The sequence below is a fragment of the Streptomyces javensis genome (assembly GCF_039525925.1).
Taxonomy (GTDB): Bacteria; Actinomycetota; Actinomycetes; order Streptomycetales; family Streptomycetaceae; genus Streptomyces; species Streptomyces asiaticus.
Window position 1 is genome coordinate 64,670 of sequence record NZ_BAAAIF010000038.1, and the last position, 20,980, is coordinate 85,649.

At 72.4% G+C, this 20,980-nt stretch carries 18 protein-coding genes; 4 read left to right on the top strand and 14 right to left on the bottom strand.

The genetic code is table 11. The features are described 5' to 3' along the window. The first annotated feature begins 2 nt into the window (after positions 1-2). A complete protein-coding gene (locus tag ABD329_RS28870) occupies positions 3-407 on the top strand; it encodes a rhodanese-like domain-containing protein (RefSeq protein ID WP_198275747.1) in 405 nt (134 codons plus the stop codon). A gap of 122 nt (positions 408-529) precedes the next feature. Here the strand turns inward: ABD329_RS28870 and recX are convergent, their stop codons facing one another. The 4 genes from recX to ABD329_RS28890 form a co-directional block, all read right to left on the bottom strand. Continuing rightward, positions 530-1,141: a recombination regulator RecX gene (gene recX, locus ABD329_RS28875; protein ID WP_198275746.1), complete on the bottom strand. Its 612-nt coding sequence runs from the start codon at positions 1,139-1,141 to the stop codon at positions 530-532. A 3-nt stretch (positions 1,142-1,144) separates the two neighbouring features. Further along, the gene (gene recA, locus ABD329_RS28880) at positions 1,145-2,284 is read right to left on the bottom strand and encodes a recombinase RecA (RefSeq protein ID WP_198275745.1); all 1,140 of its coding nucleotides are present in this window, start codon (positions 2,282-2,284) and stop codon (positions 1,145-1,147) included. Between the two features lie 136 nt (positions 2,285-2,420). After that, on the bottom strand, positions 2,421-3,626 hold the full coding sequence (locus ABD329_RS28885; RefSeq protein ID WP_198275744.1) for an AI-2E family transporter: 1,206 nt from the start codon (positions 3,624-3,626) through the stop codon (positions 2,421-2,423). A 79-nt stretch (positions 3,627-3,705) separates the two neighbouring features. Then, positions 3,706-3,900, bottom strand: coding sequence for a DUF3046 domain-containing protein (locus tag ABD329_RS28890; RefSeq protein WP_020868025.1), 195 nt, complete (start codon positions 3,898-3,900; stop codon positions 3,706-3,708). Between the two features lie 78 nt (positions 3,901-3,978). Between ABD329_RS28890 and ABD329_RS28895 the strand changes: the two genes are divergently transcribed. Then, positions 3,979-4,974, top strand: coding sequence for a hypothetical protein (locus ABD329_RS28895; protein WP_344317131.1), 996 nt, complete (start codon positions 3,979-3,981; stop codon positions 4,972-4,974). 19 nt (positions 4,975-4,993) lie between these two features. Here ABD329_RS28895 and ABD329_RS28900 read toward each other — a convergent pair whose 3' ends face one another. From ABD329_RS28900 to ABD329_RS28910, 3 genes are read right to left on the bottom strand one after another with little or no spacing between them, the layout of a single operon-like run. Continuing rightward, a complete protein-coding gene (locus ABD329_RS28900; RefSeq protein WP_020868027.1) occupies positions 4,994-5,296 on the bottom strand; it encodes an AzlD domain-containing protein in 303 nt (100 codons plus the stop codon). Continuing rightward, on the bottom strand, positions 5,293-6,033 hold the full coding sequence (locus tag ABD329_RS28905) for an AzlC family ABC transporter permease (RefSeq protein ID WP_198275743.1): 741 nt from the start codon (positions 6,031-6,033) through the stop codon (positions 5,293-5,295). The genes ABD329_RS28900 and ABD329_RS28905 overlap by 4 nt, the downstream gene beginning before the upstream one ends. 1 nt (position 6,034) lies before the next feature. Further along, positions 6,035-6,886 (bottom strand): AraC family transcriptional regulator, encoded by an 852-nt coding sequence (locus ABD329_RS28910; protein ID WP_198275742.1) that lies wholly within the window; start codon positions 6,884-6,886, stop codon positions 6,035-6,037. A gap of 81 nt (positions 6,887-6,967) precedes the next feature. Between ABD329_RS28910 and ABD329_RS28915 the strand changes: the two genes are divergently transcribed. Continuing rightward, on the top strand, positions 6,968-11,632 hold the full coding sequence (locus ABD329_RS28915; RefSeq protein ID WP_344317132.1) for an ATP-dependent helicase: 4,665 nt from the start codon (positions 6,968-6,970) through the stop codon (positions 11,630-11,632). 123 nt (positions 11,633-11,755) lie between these two features. Next, positions 11,756-12,562, top strand: coding sequence for an Fpg/Nei family DNA glycosylase (locus tag ABD329_RS28920; RefSeq protein ID WP_198275740.1), 807 nt, complete (start codon positions 11,756-11,758; stop codon positions 12,560-12,562). 612 nt (positions 12,563-13,174) lie between these two features. On the opposite strand, the gene ABD329_RS28930 is transcribed toward ABD329_RS28920, so the two are convergent. The 7 genes from ABD329_RS28930 to ABD329_RS28960 form a co-directional block, all read right to left on the bottom strand. Then, the gene (locus ABD329_RS28930) at positions 13,175-13,657 is read right to left on the bottom strand and encodes a Dps family protein (RefSeq protein WP_198275739.1); all 483 of its coding nucleotides are present in this window, start codon (positions 13,655-13,657) and stop codon (positions 13,175-13,177) included. Positions 13,658-13,800: 143 nt separating this feature from the next. Next, on the bottom strand, positions 13,801-14,187 hold the full coding sequence (locus tag ABD329_RS28935) for a helix-turn-helix domain-containing protein (protein WP_020868033.1): 387 nt from the start codon (positions 14,185-14,187) through the stop codon (positions 13,801-13,803). A 109-nt stretch (positions 14,188-14,296) separates the two neighbouring features. Next, positions 14,297-14,815 (bottom strand): CinA family protein, encoded by a 519-nt coding sequence (locus ABD329_RS28940; RefSeq protein ID WP_198275738.1) that lies wholly within the window; start codon positions 14,813-14,815, stop codon positions 14,297-14,299. After that, positions 14,812-15,447, bottom strand: a complete 636-nt coding sequence (pgsA, locus tag ABD329_RS28945; RefSeq protein WP_198275737.1) for a CDP-diacylglycerol--glycerol-3-phosphate 3-phosphatidyltransferase — start codon at positions 15,445-15,447, stop codon at positions 14,812-14,814. Before pgsA ends, ABD329_RS28940 begins: the two co-directional genes overlap by 4 nt. After that, entirely contained in the window at positions 15,444-16,940 is a 1,497-nt protein-coding gene (gene rimO / locus ABD329_RS28950) for a 30S ribosomal protein S12 methylthiotransferase RimO (protein ID WP_198275736.1), read from the bottom strand. The genes pgsA and rimO overlap by 4 nt, the downstream gene beginning before the upstream one ends. Before the next feature lie 63 nt (positions 16,941-17,003). Further along, positions 17,004-17,834: a helix-turn-helix domain-containing protein gene (locus ABD329_RS28955; protein ID WP_198275735.1), complete on the bottom strand. Its 831-nt coding sequence runs from the start codon at positions 17,832-17,834 to the stop codon at positions 17,004-17,006. 189 nt (positions 17,835-18,023) lie between these two features. Next, positions 18,024-20,870 carry a DNA translocase FtsK gene (locus ABD329_RS28960; protein ID WP_198278643.1) on the bottom strand — a complete coding sequence of 949 codons (2,847 nt, stop codon included), beginning with the start codon at positions 20,868-20,870 and terminating at the stop codon, positions 18,024-18,026. Positions 20,871-20,980 lie beyond the last annotated feature (110 nt).

The window sequence follows — 20,980 nt, forward strand, 5'->3', positions numbered from 1 at the left end:
CGATGGGCACGACCAACACGACCAACACGACCAAGCGGAGCGTGAACGAGCTGCTGGCCGAGGCCCGCGAGGAGCTCGACCGGCTGGAGCCCCTTGATGCCGCGGCGGCGCAGGTCGAGGGCGCGCTGCTGGTGGACATCCGGTACGCGGCGCTGCGGGAGCGCGACGGCACCATCCCGGGGGCGCTGATCGTCGAGCGGAACGAGCTGGAGTGGCGGCTCGACCCGCAGTGCGACCACCGGCTGCCCGAGGCCACCCACCACGATCTGCGGGTCGTGGTGGTGTGCAATGAGGGCTACGCGTCCAGCTTCGCCGCGGTCTCGCTGCGCCGACTGGGGCTGGCGCGGGCGACCGATCTGATCGGCGGCTTCCAGGCGTGGCGCGCGGCGGGGCTCCCGGTGAGCTGAGGGGCCGTCCCCCGCCCTCACGGCCGTCACCCACCCTCACCACCCCAGACGGAGCCCCTGAGCCTCTCGGAGCCGGTGGCCTCTCAAGAGCCACCGGGCCTCTCAGAGGTCCTCAAAGGTCCTCAGAGATCGGGAAGGTGATGCTCCAGCAGCTCCGGGTCCTCGCCCTCCTCCTCCAGCGCACGCCGCACCACCCGCAACGCCAGCCCCTCCGAGTAGCCCTTGCGGGCCAGCATCCCGGCGAGACGGCGTATCCGCTTCTCCCGGTCCAGGCCACGAGTGGCCCTCAGCTTGCGCACGACCAGCTCGCGCGCGGTCCGCTCCTCCTGATCGGCGTCGAGCTGTCCCACGGCGTCGTCGATCAGGGTGGAGTCCACGCCCTTGGTGCGCAGCTCACGGGCGAGCGCCCGCCGGGCGAGCCCCCGGCTGTGGTGCCGGGACTCCACCCACGCCTCCGCGAACGCCGCGTCGTCGATCAGCCCGACGTCCTCGAACCGGGACAGCACCTCCCGTGCCGCGTCATCGGGGATGCCCCGGGTGCGCAGCGCGTCCGCGAGCTGCTTACGGGTGCGCGGGGTCCCGGTGAGCAGGCGCAGGCAGATTGCCCGCGCCTGCTCCTCCGGGCCCGGCGGCGGCCCCTGCTCGGCCCTCGACAAGGAGGGGGCGCCGCTGTCCGGACGGTCCGGGCGCTCCGGACGGCCTGGGCCGTCCGGCCATTCGGTCCGCCGTGTCATGGATCAGCTCTTGGCCGCGGCGGTCTTGGCCGCCTTCGCCCCGGACTTGGCCGCCGGGGCGGCCACGGCCTTCACCGGTGCGGCCGCGGCCACGCCCGCGGCACCCGCCGCATCCGCGGTGGGCTCCGCGGCGGCCGGGTCCTGGGGCTTCACTCCGATGCCGAGCTTTTCCTTGATCTTCTTCTCGATCTCATTGGCGAGATCGGGGTTGTCCTTCAGGAAGTTGCGGGCGTTCTCCTTGCCCTGGCCGAGCTGGTCGCCCTCGTAGGTGTACCAGGCGCCGGACTTGCGGACGAAGCCGTGCTCAACCCCCATGTCGATCAGACCGCCCTCGCGGCTGATTCCCTGGCCGTAGAGGATGTCGAACTCGGCCTGCTTGAAGGGCGGCGCGACCTTGTTCTTGACGACCTTGCAGCGGGTGCGGTTACCGACCGCGTCGGTGCCGTCCTTGAGGGTCTCGATGCGACGGATGTCGATGCGGACCGAGGCGTAGAACTTCAGCGCCCGGCCACCGGTCGTCGTCTCCGGGGAGCCGAACATGACGCCGATCTTCTCGCGCAGCTGGTTGATGAAGATCGCGGTGGTCTTGGACTGGTTCAGCGCGCTGGTGATCTTGCGGAGCGCCTGGCTCATCAGCCGGGCCTGGAGACCGACGTGGGAGTCGCCCATCTCACCCTCGATCTCCGCGCGCGGCACCAGGGCGGCGACGGAGTCGATGACGATGAGGTCGAGGGCGCCGGAGCGGACCAGCATGTCCACGATCTCGAGCGCCTGCTCACCGTTGTCCGGCTGGGACAGGATCAGCGAGTCGGTGTCCACGCCGAGCTTCTGCGCGTAGTCCGGGTCGAGGGCGTGCTCCGCGTCCACGAAGGCGACCGTGCCGCCCGCCCGCTGGGCGTTGGCCACCGCGTGCAGGGTCAGCGTCGTCTTACCCGAGGACTCCGGGCCGTAGACCTCCACCACGCGGCCGCGCGGCAGGCCGCCCACGCCGAGGGCGACGTCGAGCGCGGTCGACCCGGTGGGGATGACCTCAATGGGGTCGTTCGGCCGGTCGCCCATGCGCATCACGGCGCCCTTGCCGAATTGCCGTTCAATCTGTGCGAGCGCGGCGTCGAGGGCCTTCTCGCGGTCGGTTCCTGCCATGGGTCCCACCCGGTTTGCTTGAGTCGATCGCTTCACGTCCAAGACGCTAGCGCCTGCCACTGACAAGCGGCCCTGACGTCCTCGGCCTGTGGATAACTGCCGGAGCCTCCATAAGAATGGATGTTCGATTTTTGTGTCAACCGCGCCGCGCCAGCGCGGCGCGCATCCGCGCGAGGGCCGAGACTCCGCGCCGCCGCGTGCGCCCGTGCACCCGCGGATCGTCGGTCACGTCATAACGCTTGATGTACGCGCCGAGGAACGCCTGTAGCGTCGCGGTCGCCGGAATCGCGATCAGCGCGCCCACCGCGCCCAGCAGCGCGGTGCCCGCTATCACCGATCCGAAGGACACGGCCGGGTGGATGTCCACCGTCCTGGCGGTGATCCTCGGCTGCAACAGATAGTTCTCGAACTGCTGGTAGATCACGACGAAGATCAGGACCCACAGCGCGTACCAGGGCTCGACGGTGAACGCGATCAGCATCGGCAGGGCCCCGGCCAGGTAGGTGCCGATGGTCGGGATGAACTGCGAGATCAGCCCCACCCAGACGGCGAGCGCCGGGGCGTAGGGCACGCCCAGGGCCTCCAGCAGGATGTAGTGGGCGACGCCGGAGATCAGGGCCATCAGCCCGCGGGAGTAGATGTAGCCGCCCGTCTTGGCGACCGCGATCTCCCAGGCGCGCAACACCTCGACCTGCCGGGTCGGCGGCAGCACCGAGCACAGGGCGCGGCGCAGCCGGGGGCCGTCGGCGGCGAAGTAGAAGGCGAACAGGGTCACCGTCAGCGTCTTGAACAATCCGCCGAGCACCTGTGCGGAGACGTCCAGCACATTGTCGGCGCTGTTCTTGACGTAGCTCTGGAGCCAGTCGGAGTGCAGCAGGCTGTCCTGGATCTCCAGACGCGACAGATGCGTATGGAATGTGTCGTTGATCCAGCTGACCACGTCATCGAGGTACTTCGGGAAGTCCTGGACCATGGTGATGATCTGATCGGCGAGCATCGAGCCGAGCAGGGTGAAGAAGCCGGCGGTGCCGACGAGGATGGCGAGAAAGACCAGCCCGGTGGCCAGCCCCCGGCGCATGCCACGGGCGGCCATCCGGTCCACGGCCGGCTCGATCGCGAGCGCCAGGAAGAACGCGATCAGGATGTTCAGCAACAGCCCGGTCAGCTGGTCGAAGGCCCAGGTCGCAAGGCGGTAACAGGCCACCAGCGCGAGTGCGAGGACCATGGCGCGCGGCAGCCAGCGCGGCATGCGCGCGGCGGATTGCGGGGATTCCGAGGAGGCCCGAGCGGCGCTCGGGTTGTCGTCGGCGTCGGAGGAGAGGGTCTCTTCGGTCGGGGCCACGGAGCAAGTGTGGCGTACACCGGTCGAAGAAATCCGGCCACCCCGGGAAGCTGATGCGTCCGGAGTGCCCGGGAACCGCTCAGCGCCTGCTCTCGGGGATCTCCATCGCGGCGCAGACCCCGCGCCAGACGTCCTTGGCCTCCCAGCCGTCCCTCAGCGCCTCGTGCACCGTCCGGCCGCCGAGTTGCGACATCACATGATCGCGCGCGAAGGAGTCGGCGTACGCCTCGCCGAAGTGGTTCGCCATTCGCTGCCAGAAGTCCGTCAACCGCATGCGACCAGTATCGCGCTCCCGGGGTGCACCGGTGCGTGAGCCCCCTACGGACCGTGTCTCGCGGCCTACGGTCTGTCCATGGATCGATCCGCAAGCCTCCCCTCCTCGCCGTCGTCGCCCTCCTTGCCCACGCCCGGGCCCGCCGAGCCGGCCCGGCCGGCCGGGTCCTCCCCGCTCGCCCGCGCCGAGCGGTTCGTCTGGCTGTCCCCCCGCGTGCTGGAACAGCGCAGATTCGCGTATCACTTCCTGGGCGGCGGCGCGGAGGCGGTCGAGACCGCGCTGACCGCGTACCTGGGGACCGACGGGGGCTACGGCCATGCGCTGGATCCGGATCTGCGCGGCCCGGTGAGCCAGCCGCCGCATGCCGTGCACGCCTTACGGGTGCTCGATGGGATCGGGCGGTGCGGCGGGCAGCGGGTGGAGCGCCTGTGCCGCTATCTGACGTCCGTGTCCACCCCGGACGGCGCGCTGCCCGTCTGCCACCCCTCCCCGCACGGCTATCCGGCGGCCCCCTGGGTCCCGTCGGCGGACGATCCGCGCGGTGATCTGCTGACCACCGGGCCGGTGGTGGGGCTGCTGCACCGCAACGAGGTGTGGCATGCGTGGCTCTTCCGGGCCACGGACTTCTGCTGGGCGGCGGTCGCCGCCCTGGCGGAGGGCGGCGCGGCGATGCGTCCGTACGAGGTCGCCGCGGCCGTCGCCTTCCTCGACGGGGTACCGGACCGGGCCCGCGCCGAGGCGGCGGGCGTACGGCTCGGCCGCCGGGTGCGGGAGGAGCGGCTGATCGTGCCGTCCCCGGTCCCCGAGCCCGCCGGGGACCGCCCCGCGGCGCCGGGGCCCGATGAGCCCCTTCAGGTGCACGACATCGCCCGTACGCCGGGCTCACCGGCGCGCCGGTGGTTCACCGACGCCGAGGTGGAGCGGTCCCTGGACGCTCTCGTGGCCGCACAGCAGGAGGACGGCGGCTGGCCGCCGCACCGGCGTGCCTGGACGCCGGGGGCCACGCTGGAGTGGCGGTCGGTGGCGACCGTCGAGGCGCTGCTGACGCTGCGGGCCTACGGGCGGCGGATCTGAGCGCGGGCGTACGGGGCGGTCACAGGGCCCGGACGCCGGCCGTGACGGCGACGGCCACGGCGACCACCACCAGGAAGGGGGCGCGGAGCACCAGCGCGAGCGCCGCCGCCCCCAGCCCGGCCGCCCGCGCGTCCAGGAGGAGGTGCCGGCCGTCGCTGAAGGTCTGCTGGGCGGTGAGCGCGGCCAGCAGGGCCACGGGCAGCAGCGCGGCCAGACGCCTGACCAGCGGGCGCTCCAGGACCCCGGCGGGCACCGAGAGGCCCAGCAGCTTGACCAGGTAGCAACCCGCGGCGGTGACGCCGATGGCGATCCAGGTGGTCATCGGCGCTCACCCCGCTCCGCGCCGCGCGCCATGCGCCCGTGCACCGTAAGGACGACGGGAGCGGCGAGCGCCGCCACCAGGACCGGTACCCCCGCGGGCAGCACCGGCTGGCACAGGAGCACCAGCAGGACGCCGAGACCGGCCACCGCCCGCTCGACGGTGCCGCTGAGCATGGGGGCCAGCAGGGCGAGGAAGACGGCGGGCCCCGCGGCGTCCAGGCCCCAGGCGTCGGTGTCGCCGAGCGCGGACGCCCCCAGGGCGCCGATCAGCGTGGTGAGGTTCCACAGGGTGTACAGCGTCAGCCCGGTGACGGTGAAGCCGAGGCGCGCGGTGCGCCGGTCGGGCTGGGCGAGGGCGACGGCCGAGGTCTCGTCGATGACCCATTGGGCCGCCAGGGGGCGCACCGCGCGCGGCAGCCCGAGGAGCCCGGACAGCCGCAGTCCGTAGAAGGCGTTGCGCACCCCGAGAAAGAACGCCCCTGCGGCGGCGGTGAACGGATTGCCGCCCGCCGCCAGCGCGCCCACGAGGGCGAACTGCGACGCCCCGGTGAAGACCAGCAGGCTGAGCGCGCAGGTCTGTAGCAGGCCGAGCCCGGCGCCCGCCGACGTCACCCCGAAGGCGAAGCCGGAGAGCCCCACCGCCACACCGACGCCCAGGGCGTCACGGACGACGGCCGAGTCCGCCGGGGGTGCGGCGGGATCGGTTCGTTCCTCTATCTGTTCTGACACAGCGCGCACATTAGGAGAGCGCTTCGACCCCAGTCTTGTACGTTCTTGCGCGCTCGCGCCGGTAGGCGCCCGGTGGCACCCCCACGATCCGGGTGAAGTGACGGTTCAGGTGGGACTGGTCGGTGAAGCCGACGGCGACGGCCACCTCGGCGGGCGCGCTCCCGGCGTCCAGCAGCCGCCGGGCCCGGCGGACCCGCGCGTCGGTGAGCCAGGTGTGCGGCGGCATCCCGTAGACCGCGCGGAAGGCGCGCAGGAGGGCGAAGGGACCGGTGCCCAGCTCGGCCGCCAGCCGTTCCAGGGACGGCGGGTCGGCCATCCGCTCCTCGAGGACCGCGCGGGCGCGCGCCGCCGTCCGCGCACCCGCGGTGCGCGCCGTGCGCTCAGGGAGCGGGCCGCCGTGGTCGCGCAGCAGCCGGGCGAGCGCGATGCGCAGCAGGCTGTCCGCGGCGAGCGCGTTGCCCTCCTCGGCGGCCCGGTGCACCGCGGTGACCAGCCGCGCCCCCTGGGGATCGTCGACGGTGGGGATCCGGAACCCGGCCGTGCCCCGGAGCGTGGTCGTCTCGGCGGCGATACCGGCGACCAGGTCCGTGGCCGGGTACAGCACGCTGTACGCCCACCCCTCGGGCGCCCCGGCCCGTCCGGTGTGCGGCACCTCGGGGTTGATGAGCGCGAGCCCGCCGGGGCCGGTGCGCTCGATGGCCCCGCGGTGGTGGAACTCCTCGACGCCCTCGGTGATCGCGGCGATCACGAAGGTCTCGTGGGTGTGCCAGCCGAAGGTCTTGTGGATGTAGCGGGCGCGCAGCAGATCGACGCCCGGAAGCTGGGGGTACCGCCAGTGCCGCGCGCTCTCCCGGTTCGCCATGGCACCATTGTGCGCCCCGCCCGGCCCCCCTCTGACCTGCGACTCCGTCCATTGTCAGTGGTGCGGTGCACGATGGAGGGCATGGCAGGCTCGGCGCTCGACGGATTCTCCCCGGCCACCCGCGGATGGTTCACGGGTGCCTTCACCGCGCCCACGCCCGCGCAGGAGGGCGCGTGGCGGGCGATCGGCGCGGGCTCGGACGTCCTGGTCGTCGCCCCCACCGGCTCGGGCAAGACCCTGGCCGCCTTCCTCGCGGCCCTGGACAGGCTGGCCGGTGAGCCGCCGCCCGCCGAGGCGAAGAAGCGCTGCCGGGTGCTCTATGTCTCCCCGCTGAAGGCCCTGGCGGTGGACGTCGAGCGCAATCTGCGCAGCCCGCTGACCGGTATCCGCCAGGAGGCGGTGCGGCTGGGCATGCCCGAGCCGGAGATCCGGGTGGGCACCCGCTCGGGCGACACCCCGGCCGCCGAGCGCCGCGCGCTGGCCACGCGCCCGCCGGACATCCTCATCACCACCCCCGAGTCGCTGTTCCTGATGCTCACCTCCGCCACCCGGGAGGCGCTGCGCGGGGTGGAGACCGTCATCCTGGACGAGGTCCACGCCGTCGCGGGCACCAAGCGGGGCGCCCATCTCGCGCTGTCCCTGGAGCGCCTCGACGAGCTGCTCGAGCGCCCCGCCCGGCGCATCGGCCTGTCCGCGACCGTAAGGCCGGTGGACGAGGTGGCGCGGTTCCTGTCGCCGCGGCGCAAGGTGGAGATCGTCCAGCCGCCCTCCGGCAAGGAGTTCGACCTGTCGGTGGTCGTGCCCGTGGAGGATCTGGGCGAGCTGGGCGGCGCCCCCGCCCAGGAGGGCGAGGCGGGCGAGCGGCCGTCGATCTGGCCCCATGTGGAGGAGCGGATCGCCGATCTGGTCCAGGCCCATCGCTCCACCATCGTCTTCGCCAACTCCCGCCGGCTGGCCGAGCGGCTGTGCAACCGGCTGAACGAGATCGCCTACGAGCGGGCCACCGGTGAGGCCCTGCCCGAGGACCACTCCCCCGCCGAGGTGATGGCCGAGGCCGGTGCGGCCCGGGGCGCGCCCGCGCTGCTGGCCCGCGCGCACCACGGCTCGGTGTCCAAGGAGCAGCGGGCGCTGGTCGAGGAGGACCTCAAGGCGGGCCGGCTGCCCGCCGTCGTCGCCACCTCCAGCCTCGAGCTCGGCATCGACATGGGCGCGGTCGACCTGGTCGTCCAGGTCGAGTCGCCGCCCTCGGTGGCCTCCGGTCTCCAGCGGGTGGGCCGGGCCGGCCACCAGGTGGGCGCGGTCTCCACCGGCGTCGTCTTCCCCAAGTACCGCGGCGATCTGGTGCAGGCCGCGGTGGTCACCGAGCGGATGCGCGAGGGGGCCATCGAGTCGCTGCGGGTGCCCGCCAACCCGCTGGACGTGCTCGCCCAGCAGCTGATCGCCATGACCGCCATGGACACCTGGGACGTGGACGAGCTGCTGGCCCTGATCCGCCGCGCCGCGCCGTTCGCCTCGCTCCCGGAGTCGGCGTACACCTCGGTCCTCGACATGCTCGCGGGCCGTTACCCCTCCGACGCCTTCGCGGAGCTGCGGCCGCGCCTGGTGTGGGACCGCGTCGCCCATACGGTCACCGGCCGCCCGGGGGCGCAGCGGCTCGCGGTGACCTCCGGCGGCACCATCCCCGACCGCGGGCTCTTCGGTGTCTTCCTGGCGGGCGCCGACCCCAAGAAGGGCGGCGGCAGGGTCGGGGAGCTCGATGAGGAGATGGTCTACGAGTCGCGGGTGGGCGATGTGTTCACCCTGGGCACCACCTCATGGCGGATCGAGGACATCACCCGCGACCGGGTCCTGGTCTCCCCCGCCCCCGGCGTCCCCGGCCGGCTGCCCTTCTGGAAGGGCGACCAGCTCGGCCGCCCCCTGGAGCTGGGCCGCGCCCTGGGCGCGTTCCTGCGCGAGGTGGGCGCGCTCCAGCCGGAGGACGCCCGGCTGCGGCTGCTGGCCGCCGGTCTGGACGCCTGGGCCGCCGAGAACGTCATCGGGTATCTGGACGAGCAGCGCCGTGCCTGCGGGCATGTGCCGGACGACCGCACGATCGTGGTGGAGCGGTTCCGCGACGAGCTGGGCGACTGGCGCGTGGTGGTCCACTCCCCCTTCGGCGCGCAGGTCCACGCCCCCTGGGCGCTCGCCCTGGGCTCCCGCCTCTCCGAGCGGTACGGGATCGACGCCCAGGTCATGCACGCCGATGACGGCATCGTGCTGCGGCTGCCCGACGCCGATCTCATGGGCCTCGACCTCCTCGACGCGGACCCGATGCGCCAGGGCGTGGAGTACGACACCGAGCAGTCCCCGGTGGGCGCGGCCGACGTCGCGTTCGACAAGGGCGAGATCAACCAGATCGTCACCGACCAGGTCGGCGGCTCCGCGCTGTTCGCCTCCCGGTTCCGCGAATGCGCCGCCCGCGCCCTGCTGCTGCCCCGCCGCGACCCCGGCAAGCGCACCCCGCTGTGGCAGCAGCGCCAGCGCGCCGCGCAGCTCCTCCAGGTGGCGAGCGAGTTCGGATCCTTCCCGATCGTCCTCGAAGCGGTCCGCGAATGCCTCCAGGACGTCTTCGACGTTCCCGGCCTCACCGAGCTGATGGGCGACATCGAGGCCCGCCGGGTCCGGCTGGTGGAGGTGACCACCCCCGAGCCGTCCCCCTTCGCCCGCTCGCTGCTCTTCGGCTATGTGGCGCAGTTCCTCTACGAGGGCGACTCCCCGCTCGCCGAGCGCCGCGCCGCCGCCCTCTCCCTGGACTCGCGGCTGCTGGCCGAGCTTCTGGGCCAGGCCGAGCTGCGCGAGCTGCTCGACGCCGACGTCCTGGCCGAGCTGGAGCAGGAGCTCCAGTGGCTCACCGAGGATCGCCGGATCAAGGACGCCGAGGGCGTGGCCGACGCCCTGCGGGTGCTCGGCCCGCTCACCGCCACCGAGCTGGCCGAGCGCGGTGCCGAGCCCGGGTGGGCCGAGGACCTGGCCGGGGCCCGGCGCGCCATCCGGGTCCGGGTCGGGGGTGAGGACCACTGGGCCGCGGTGGAGGACGCCGGGCGGCTGCGGGACGCGCTCGGCACGGCGCTGCCGGTCGGCGTCCCCGAGGCGTTCACCGAGCCGGTCAAGGACCCCCTGGGCGACCTTGTGGCCCGCTACGCCCGCACCCACGGCCCGTTCACCTCCGCCCAGGCCGCCGCCCGCTTCGGCCTCGGCGTCGCCGTCACCGAGGGTGCCCTGCACCGGCTGGCCGCGAGCGGCCGCGTGGTCCAAGGCGAGTTCCACCCCTCGGGGCTGGGCCAGGAGTGGTGCGACGCAGCGGTGCTCCGCCGCCTGCGGCGCCGCTCCCTGGCCGCGCTGCGCCACGAGCTGGAGCCCGTGCCGCCCTCGGCGCTCGCCGCCTTCCTCCCGCAGTGGCAGCATCTGGGCACCCACAGCCTGCGCGGTATCGACGGGCTGGTGCGCGCGGTCGAGCAGCTCCAGGGCGCGCCGGTCCCGGCCTCCGCCCTGGAGAAGCTGGTCCTGCCGTCCCGGGTGAGCGACTACACGCCCACGATGCTCGACGAGCTCAGCGCCTCAGGGGAGGTCGTCTGGGCCGGAGCGGGAGCGCTGCCGGGCAAGGACGGCTGGGTCACCCTGCACCTGGCCGACACCGCCCCGCTGCTGCTGCACACCCCGCATCCCTTCGAGGCCGGGCCCCTCCACCAGGCCGTTCTCGACTCCCTGGCCGGGGGGTACGGGCTGTTCTTCCGCCAGATCGCTGAGCAGGCCCGCGCCGCCGGGCACGAATTCCTGGATCCCGAGCTCGCCGAGGCCCTGTGGGATCTGGTCTGGGCGGGCCGGGTCACCGGTGACACCCTCGCCCCGCTGCGCTCCCTGCTGGGATCCGGCCGTACGGCGGGCTCCACGGCCCACCGTGCCAAGCGCACGGTCCCCCGGGGGCGCTACGGCGGCCTTACGGGCCGCACCGGCCGACCGACGGCGTCGCGCAACGGCCCGCCCACCGTCGCCGGACGCTGGTCCCTGTTGCCGGAGCGCGAGCCCGAGCCCACCCACCGCGCCCACGCCTTGGCGCGCACCCTGCTCGACCGGCACGGCGTGGTCACCCGCGGGGCGGTCGCCGCCGAGGGGGTCGAGGGCGGCTTCTCCGCCGCCTACCGGGTGCTGTCCGCGTTCGAGGAGTCCGGCCAGGCCCGCCGCGGCTATGTGATCGAGGGGCTGGGCGCCGCCCAGTTCGCGATGGACGGCGCGGTGGACCGGCTGCGCGCGGTCAGCACGGCCCGCGACCGCGCGGCGGCCCCCGCCTTCGACGGACAGCGCGGCCAGTCCCGGCGTGCGTTCGTGCTCGCCTCGGCCGACCCCGCCAACGCCTATGGCGCCGCTCTCCCCTGGCCCGATCCGCCCGCGGACGCGAGCCACCGGCCGGGCCGCAAGGCGGGTGCGATGGTGGTGCTCGTCGACGGGGAGCTGACGCTCTACATGGAACGGGGCGGGAAGACCCTGCTCGCCTGGCCCTCGGGTGAGGCCGAGGCCGCGTCCCCCGAGGACGATGCCCGGCTGTGGACGGCGGTGGAGGCGCTGGCCGAGTCCGCCCGCGCGGGGGCGCTCGGCTCCATCACGGTCGAGCGCGTCAACGGCGCCCAGGCGCTCTCGTCCCCGATCGGCAAGCTCCTGGAATCGGCGGGCTTCCACCCGACCCCACGAGGTCTCCGCCTGCGCCCTTGACCGGCCGCCGGCCCCTCCGAACAACAACCCTCTGATCAACAACCACCGCCCGCGCCCCAGAACAACCGTCCCCTGATCACCGGGCGCTCCCGTCCGCCCGCGGCCACCGGCATCATGGATGGCATGCCCGAAGGAGACACCGTCTGGCAGACCGCTCAGCGTCTGCACCAGGCCCTCGCGGGTTCCCCGCTCACCCGCAGCGACCTGCGCGTCCCCCGGCTGGCGACCGCCGACCTCACCGGCCGTCAGGTCCTCGAGGTGGTCCCGCGCGGCAAGCATCTGCTGACCCGTGTCGAGGGCGGGCTGACCCTCCACTCCCATCTGCGGATGGACGGCTCCTGGCAGGTGTACGGGCCGGACGAGCGCTGGCGCGGCGGCCCGCACCACCAGATCCGGGCCATCCTCGCCAACACCGCCCACACCGCCGTCGGCTACCGCCTGCCCGTCCTTGAACTGCTCCGCACCGGCGACGAGGGCCGGGTCGTCGGCCATCTCGGCCCCGACCTCCTCGGCCCCGACTGGGACCCGGACGAGGCGCTGCGCCGACTGCTCGCCGATCCTTCCCGGCCGCTGGGCGAAGCACTGCTCGACCAGCGGAACCTCGCCGGGATCGGCAATGTCTACAAGTCCGAGCTGTGCTTCCTGGTGCGCGTATCGCCCTGGCTGCCGATCGGCGAGATGCCCTCCCCCGAACGCCTGGTGGCCCACGCCAAGAAGCTCCTGGAGGCCAACAGGAACCGGCGCGCCCGGGTCACCACGGCCGAGTCGCGCCGCGACCGCAGGCTATGGGTGTACGGCCGCCCGGGGCGGCCCTGTCTGCGCTGCGGTACGCCGGTGCGCGCCGCCGACCAGGGGCGCGCGGGTCAGGAGCGCTCGACCTTCTGGTGCCCGAGCTGCCAGGCGGGGCCGCAGGGGCCGGATCCGTCCTGACCCCCGGATCCGTCCTGACCCGGAGGGCCTCCCCGGCGACGAGGGCCTCCACGGCGCCGGGTGCCGCCCCTTCTGGGCGAGGGACCGCAATGCACCGGCAGCAGGCTCAGCCCCCAGCCGCCGACCGCTAACGCCCCCTCCACCGGCCCGGCCTCCCCCGGCTGCACCGCCAGCCGCAGCACGGACCACCACCAGACGCCGCCCAGAGCGAGCGCGACCACCCATCGGACCGGCCTGAGACCCTGGGTGTCGGCCCCTCCGACGGCTGCCATGACTGCCTCCTTCGGCGACGCTGAGCGCTCCGCGGAATGGCGCGAGGTGCGGTCGTTCATCCGCGGCTGCGTCGTGGCTGGTCGCGCCCACGCGGCGGAGCCGTACATCGCCACAGCCCCGCAACCCTCCGGGGCGCAACCGAACCGCACCGGACTTCGGTGAGGCCGCTTAGACGCCCGTTCGCGCAGGGCGGGAGGGCGCACAGGAGGCCCGTCAGCGTGTGTCGGACACTCGTGCTCCCCCCAGTTTGCCCAGCTGGCCGATACGGCGCACCCAGAGCGGGCCACCAGGCCGGAACGAGGCGGCCTCAGCCTCGCCCGACCTGGCCCGAAGTCCGCCTCAGCTCCGCTTGCCGCCGTTCTCGGCCTGGAACATCCAGTGGTGCTTCTCCAGGTCACGAGTGAGCTCGATCAGAATGTCCTGGGTCACCGGGTCCGGCTCGTCGGTCGCCCTGATGCGCTCCCGCATCCGTCCGATCACCGCTCCGAGGGCGTCCACGAGTGTCCGGACGGCCTGCGCGTCATCGGTCCAGCCGTCCTTGACCGTGTCAACACCGCTGGTCGCGGCGACTGTCTGGGCCCGTCCGTCCGGCGGCACCCCGAGCGCAGAGGCCCGCTCCGCCACCGTGTCGGCATACTCCCTGGTCGACGCCACGACCTCGTCGAGCTGTAGATGGACCGTGCGGAATCGCGGGCCCACGACGGTCCAGTGGATCTGCTTGCCCACCAGGTGGAGGTCGACGAGATCGACGAGGGCGCCTTGCAGCGCGTCGGCGACGATCTTGAGGTGCTCCTCCGGCAGCGGGCTCTTCACCACAGACATCCACTTCCTCCTGTTCGACCGTTTGGCCCCTCTTGATTGCCTCTCTTCCTCTGGGGTGACCCGAATCCGGCCGGACAAACATCGAGGCCCCGACCGGTATCGCTACCGGTCGGGGCCTCGGAGAGCTGGCTTCGCAGGCGGTCTCAGGCCGCCACCACGTCCACGGCTTCCTTGGGCGTCTTGATGGTCACCCGCTCCTCCGGGACGCCCGTCACGGACGTCACGGACACGGGGTTGAGCACGGGCCGCATGGGCGCCGGCACCTTCTCGGTGGTGGACGCGGCCGACTCGGCCAGTTCGGCGAGCGAGAGCTCGTCGCTGACCTCGCGCATGACCTGCGACATCCGTACCTCCAGGGCGTCGCAGATGGCCGACAGCAGCTCGGACGAGGCTTCCTTCTGGCCGCGCTCGACCTCTGACAGATAGCCGAGCGACACCCGGGCGGAGGAGGAAACCTCGCGCAGAGTACGGCCCTGGCGCTGGCGCTGCCGGCGCAGCACGTCACCCAGCAGGCGACGGAGCAGAATCATCGCTGGCTCCCTCCTCGGACCTCGGATCCGGATCCTTCACGCCCCACCGTACCGCCTCCGGCTGTGCCCGTGCGGGGAGCGATGTCGTGTTCACTCAGGGCTGCAAACATCAAATCTCGTCGTGTTGTTCCGTATCCTTTGCCCCCGCCGTCGCGATCAATTCGCTGAACAGCAGCTTGACGGCGGCGTGGACGGTCTGGCAGCGGATTCCGGCGCGGTCTCCTTCGAGCCGCAGCGCCGCCTCGGCCACCGCGTCCGCAGGCCCCGCGACGGCCACGTGAACGGTGCCCACGGGCTGGCCGTCCTGGGGTGTGGGACCGGCCACACCGGTGGTGGCCACGCCCCAGTCCGCGCCCAGCGCACGCCGCACGCCCCGGGCCATCTGCCGGGCCACCTCGGCGTCGACCGCGCCGCGCTCGGCCAGCAGGGCCCCGTCCACGCCCAGCACCTCGTGCTTGAGGTCGGTGGCGTACGCCGTCACCGAGCCCCGGAAGGAGCGGGAGGCGCCGTCCACCGAGGTCAGCTCGGCGGCCACCAGACCGCCGGTGAGCGATTCGGCGGCGGCCAGGGTCTGCCCGCGCCGCTCCAGCAGCGCCAGCACATCGGCCGCCGTTCCGCCGTCGCTCACTGTGTGGCCTCCTCCGTCGTCCGTCCCGCCCGGCGCAGCACGATCGCCTGCCGGACATAGTCGAGGCCGGTGACCACGGTCAGGACGACGGCCACGGCCATCACCCAGAACCGCAGCGAGGCCAGCGGTCCGGTCAGCGCCAGGATGTACATCCCGACGGCGGTGCCCTGCGCGAGCGTCTTCATCTTTCCGCCCCGGCTGGCCGGGATGACCCCGATCCGGATCACCCAGAACCGCATCAGTGTGATTCCGATCTCACGGAAGAGGATCACTCCCGTCACCCACCAGGGGAGGTCGGACAGGGCCGACAGACAGATCAGCGCCGCACCCATGATCGCCTTGTCCGCGATCGGATCGGCGATCTTCCCGAAGTCGGTGACCAGGTTGTACCGGCGGGCCAGATGACCGTCGAAGAGATCGGTGATCATGGCGATGGCGAACGCCGCCCACGCGAAGGAACGCCACGCCGGGTCGTACCCGCCATTGTGCAGCATCAACAACACGAACCCCGGCACCAGCAGCAGCCGCACCATGGTCAGGATGTTGGCGATGTTCCACAAACGGGCGGGCCTGACCGTGGCGGCGGCCGGTCGGCGGTGACCTCCCGCGGCGGAGGCCGGGACATCTGTCATCTGCCCGCCTCTCCGGTGGACGCGCCGCCGCCCTGCCGCTCCAGCGGCTCAAGCGGCTCCGCGACGAGGTCCACTCCCTCCGTCGCGATCACCTTCGCTTCGACCATACGGCCCACCTCCGGCTCCCCGTCGGTGCGCAGCAGCGTCTGGCCATCGGTTTCCGGCGCCTGGTGGGCGCCGCGGCCCAGGACCGCCCCGGTGTCGTCGATCTCCTCCACCAGGACCTCCACGACCTCGCCGAGCCGCTCCTCCGCCCGCTGGGCGGTCAGCTCCTCCGCGAGCCGCGAGACGCGCTCCAGCCGCTCCGCGACCACCTCCGGGTCGACCTTGTTCTCGTAACCGGCGGCCTCGGTGCCGTCCTCGTCCGAGTACCCGAAGACACCGATCGCGTCCAGCCGCGCCTCACTGAGGAAACGCTCGAGCTCGGCCAGGTCCTCCTCGGTCTCGCCGGGGAAGCCGACGATGAAGTTGGACCGGGCGCCGGCCTGCGGCGCCTTGCCTCTGATCGTCTCCAGCAGCTCCAGGAACCGGTCGGTGTCGCCGAAGCGGCGCATGGCGCGCAGCACCCCGGGCGCCGAGTGCTGGAAGGACAGGTCGAAGTACGGCGCGACCTTCTCGGTCGAGGTGAGCACGTCGATCAGCCCGGGACGCATCTCGGCGGGCTGAAGATAGCTGACCCGGATCCGCTCGATGCCGTCCACCGCGGCCAGCTCCGGCAGCAGCGTCTCCAGCAGCCGGATGTCCCCGAGGTCCTTGCCGTACGAGGTGTTGTTCTCCGAGACCAGCATGATCTCCTTCACCCCCTGCTCGGCCAGCCAGCGGGTCTCGCCCAGCACATCGGAGGGGCGGCGGGAGATGAAGGAGCCGCGGAAGGACGGGATGGCGCAGAACGAGCACCGCCGGTCGCAGCCCGAGGCCAGCTTCACCGAGGCGACCGGGCTGCTGTCCAGTCTGCGCCGCAGCGGGGCCCGCGGCCCGGAGGCCGGGGCCACCCCCTCGGGCAGGTCCTCGGGCGCGGTGTCCTGGGCGTGGCCGGGGAGCGCCACCGAGGTGGCGTCCTGCCGCTCGGCGGGGCTGATCGGCAGCAGCTTGCGGCGGTCGCGCGGGGTGTGGGAGGCGTGGATGCCGCCGGAGAGGATGGTCTGGAGGCGGTCGGAGATATCGCCGTAGTCGTCGAAGCCGAGCACCCCGTCGGCCTCGGGCAGCGCCTCGGCGAGCTCCTTGCCGTACCGCTCGGCCATGCAGCCGACGGCCACCACGGCCTGGGTGCGGCCGTGGTCCTTCAGATCGTTCGCCTCCAGCAGGGCGTCGACCGAGTCCTTCTTGGCGGCCTCGACGAAGCCACAGGTGTTGACGACGGCGACGTCCGCGTCGGCGGCTTCCTCGACGAGCTCCCAGCCGTCCGCCGCCAAGCGGCCTGCGAGCTCCTCCGAGTCCACCTCGTTACGGGCGCAGCCAAGAGTGACAAGGGCGACGGTGCGGCGTTCGGGCATGCGCTCAGACTACTTTGTCCCGACGACAGCCCCCGCTGCCAGGGCTGCCGATCTTCGCGCGGCTCAGCCCGCCTCGGGGTCTCCCTTGGTGTAGCTGAGCCGCTGGACGGCCCCGCTGGTGCCGACGTTCTTCACTTCCTTGCCGTTCACGAACAGCTTGATCGCCCCGGCGTTGCCCAGCACCAGGTCGATGCGCCTGCTGTCGCTGAAGGTCTTGGAGTCGCCCTCGCGCAGCACGCCCTCCTCGATCAGCCGGCCGTTGTGGTCCTGGGCGGAGATCCAGCTCTGGCCGCCCTCGGCGGTCAGCTTGACGGTGACCTTGTCCGCCGGGACGCCCGCGATGGCGCTGTCGGACGGATCGGGCTTGTGCGGGGTGGCGGGCTTGGAGGGGGCGGCGGTGTTGGTGGGCGCGGAGGCGCTGGGCTTGGGCGAGGTGGTGTCCTCGGCGACGCTCGAGCCGTCGCCGTCGCCGCCCCGGAACAGGGTGAAGCCCACGAATCCGACGACGGCGACGATCGCCGCGACCATCGCGGCCGTCCAGTTCGGGCGCCGGGGCTCGGGGCGGATCCGCTCGGCCTCGAACAGCGGCGCCGGCGCGGTCGGCGCGGGCCGGCCGCCGTGCTCGGCGTCGAACTGCGCGATCAGGGACTCCGGATCGAGGCCCACGGCACGCGCGAGCACCCGGATGTGCCCCCGGGCGTAGACATCGCCGCCGCAGCGCGAGAAATCGTCCTGCTCGATGCCCCGCACGATGGGGGTGCGCACCCGGGTCGAGGAACTGACCTCGTCGACGGTCAGCCCCATGGAGATACGGGCCTGCTGGAGGGCGCGACCGATGGAAGGCCGGTCGTCTTCGGGGGAGTTGCCGTCTTCGGGAAGGTTGCCGATGGACACGGGGGCGCCTTTCGAGCGTGAGCCACCTGCTGGGGGTTCAGTCTAGGGGTGGGGCGAAAGGGTCGGGCAAGCGGGAGGACGGAGTTTGTCCGCCATCGGGATTGCCGTTCGATCACGATTCTGGGGTCTCACTCCGCCACCTCCCTCAACTTGACGTTTCGGTAGGGGAAACGGTTGCCCGCCAAACCCTTATGAGTGAGCCTTACCGCGGATCACGTCGAGCACGCCATCCAATTCATCCGGCTTGACGAGCACATCGCGCGCCTTGGATCCCTCGCTCGGGCCGACGATGTTCCGGGACTCCATGAGATCCATCAGCCGCCCCGCCTTGGCGAAACCCACCCGCAGCTTGCGCTGAAGCATCGACGTCGAGCCGAACTGGGTGGAAACCACCAGCTCAGCGGCCTGGCAGAGCAGATCGAGATCATCGCCGATCTCCTCGTCGATCTCCTTCTTCTTCGACGTCCCGACCGTCACGTCGTCGCGGAAGACCGGTGCCATCTGCTCCTTGCAGTGGGCGACGACCGCCTCGACCTCGGACTCGGTGACATAGGCGCCCTGCATCCGGATGGGCTTGTTCGCGCCCATCGGCAGGAAGAGCCCGTCGCCCTTGCCGATCAGCTTCTCGGCGCCGGGCTGGTCCAGGATGACGCGGCTGTCGGCCAGCGAGGAGGTGGCGAAGGCGAGTCGTGAGGGCACATTGGCCTTGATCAGACCGGTGACGACGTCCACGGAGGGCCGCTGGGTGGCCAGCACCAAGTGGATTCCGGCCGCACGCGCCAGCTGGGTGATCCGCACGATCGAGTCCTCGACATCGCGCGGTGCGACCATCATCAAATCGGCCAGCTCGTCGACGATCACCAGCAGATACGGATAGGGCTTGAGCTCCCGCTCGCTGCCCTCGGGCTCCTTCACCTTCCCCTTGCGGACGGCCGCGTTGAAGTCGTCGATATGGCGGAAGCCGTAGGCCGCGAGGTCGTCGTAGCGAAGATCCATCTCCCGCACGACCCATTGGAGCGCCTCGGCGGCGCGCTTGGGGTTGGTGATGATCGGTGTGATCAGATGCGGAATGCCCTCGTAGGCGGTCAGCTCCACCCGCTTGGGGTCGACCAGCACCATCCGCACATCGTCCGGCGTGGCCCGGGCCATGATCGATGTGATCAGGCAGTTGATGCAGGACGACTTGCCGGAACCGGTCGCGCCCGCCACCAGCACATGCGGCATGGTGGCCAGGTTGGCCGCCACATAGCCGCCCTCGACGTCCTTGCCCAGCCCGACGAGCATCGGGTGGTCGTCGCCGACGGAATTCGCCGAGCGCAGCACATCGCCCAGGTTGACCATCTCGCGGTCGCTGTTGGGGATTTCGATGCCGACGGCCGACTTGCCGGGGATCGGGCTGATGATGCGGACATCGGGGCTGGCGACCGCGTAGGCGATGTTCTTGGTGAGCGCGGTGATCCGCTCGACCTTGACGGCCGGGCCCAGTTCCACCTCGTACCGGGTGACCGTCGGGCCGCGGGTGAAGCCGGTGACGGCGGCGTCCACCTTGAACTCCGTGAACACCTTCGTCAGCGAGTCCACGACCGCGTCGTTGGCGGCGCTGCGGGTCTTGCCGGGCCCGCCGCGCTCCAGCAGGTCGAGCGAGGGCAGCGAGTAGGTGATGTCGCCGGAGAGCTGGAGCTGCTCGGCGCGCGGCGGCAGCGGCTCGCCGGACTCGACCGCGGCCCGGGTGAGATCGGGGACCTGCTGCGGATCCGACCCGTCGGCTCCGTCCGTACGGCCCTTCCCGGCCGCCGCCTTGCCCTTGGCGCCGCCCTTCCCGGCGCCCTGTGCGGACTCCTTGTCGGCATCGCGCGCGCCCGGCACCCCGCCGCTCGCGGATCCGTCCTCGCGCTCGCCCGAAAGCCCGTTGCTGAGCCCGGCGACGAGCGGCGAGGGCTGGACACCGTGCAGCACGGCACCGTCCAGCGAGGCGGCGGCAGCGGCCGCCACGTCCACCGCGTCCAAGGGCCGGTCGAGCGGCGGTTGGGTGGCCGACGAGCGGCGCGAGCGCCGGCGCTTGCGCAGCGCCTCCTCCTCGGCCCGCTCCGGGCCTCCGGCTCCGTCCGGGTCCTCTTTGTCGAGCGAGGTTCTGCGAGGCCGCCTGCCGCGCGTCTCGCGCCATTCGTCGGCGTACTCCGCCGCGTCGTACCCGGCCTCCGACGCGTACGCGTCCTCGTGGTCCCGCACCAGGCCCAGCCGGACGCCCAGCTGCCGCAGCCGCTGCGGAATGGCGGCGACCGGCGTCGCGGTGACCACCAGCAGTCCGAAGACGGTCAGCAGCACCAGCAGCGGTACGGCCAGCACGTCGCCCATCAGGTAGATCAGCGGCCGGGAGACGGCCCAGCCGATCAGACCGCCCGCGTCCTGCATCGCCTCGGTGCCCTGGCCGCGCCCCGGGGCGCCGCAGGCGATGTGCACCTGCCCGAGGACTCCGATGACGAGCGCCGAGAGCCCGATGACGATCCGCCCGTTGGCCTCCGGCCGCTCCGGGTGGAGGATCAGCCGGACGGCGATGGTGCCCAGCAGTATCGGCACCACCAGGTCGAGCCGGCCGAAGGCGCCGGTGATCAGCATCTCGACCAGCCTGCCGACCGGCCCGTCCAGGTTGGACCAGGTGCCCGCCGCGACGATCAGGGCGAGGGCGAACAGCAGCAGGGCGCTGCCGTCCTTGCGGTGGGCCGGGTCGAGTCCCTTGGCGCCGCGTCCTATGCCGCGGAACATCGCCGCGAGGCCGCGCGCCATGCCCATCCACACGGCGCGCACGACGCGGAACACGCCGCTGGTGGGATTCGGGGCGGGCGAGGGAGCCGCCTTCGCCGCCACCTTCTTCGACGCGGCCTTCTTCGCGGGCGCGGCGGACTTCTTGGCGGGTGCCTTCTTCGCGGGCGCCTTCTTGGCGGCCGCCTTCTTCGCCGCGCCTCCGGACTGCCCGGCGCGCTTCTTCGAGGTGCCCGCCGTGCTCTGGGAACCCTTGCCGGACGTACGAGAGGCCATGGAGGCGAGGTTACCCGCGTCCGCCGTACGGAGCACGCATGGCGGGGGTATCAGGCACCACTGACGTCACACCGGTGCCGCCGCGCCGACGAGGCGGTGAGACGGCCGTG